This window comes from Altererythrobacter chaiwopuensis (assembly GCF_054957755.1).
Genome location: NZ_JBTXJG010000012.1, coordinates 1 through 278, shown reverse-complemented (window position 1 = coordinate 278; position 278 = coordinate 1). Strand labels below are relative to the sequence as shown.

Genomic DNA, 278 nt, shown 5'->3' with positions numbered 1-278 from the left:
GCTGCCCGGCCAGGCCGGCCGCGAAGGCCGCGTGGTGTACTTCGACCCGAGCGGCGATCTGGCCGTGATCGCCGTGGACGGGCTGGACGCCACGCCCCTGCCCGTGGTCGCGACGCCCGGCGCCGGCGGCGACGCCGTGGTGCAGGGCTATCCCTGGGGCGGGCCGTTCACGATGGGGGCGGCGCGCGTGCTGTCGGTGGGACCGACGAACGTGCCCGACATCTACCACCAGCCGACCGTGCCGCGGGAGGTCGCCACGCTCGCCGCCGTCGTGCGCC

1 pseudogene is annotated in these 278 nt (G+C 77.0%); it reads left to right on the top strand.

Annotated elements, in window-relative coordinates:
• Nucleotides 1-278 (top strand): annotated as a pseudogene (locus ACX2DJ_RS12990) (serine protease); the annotation flags it as partial.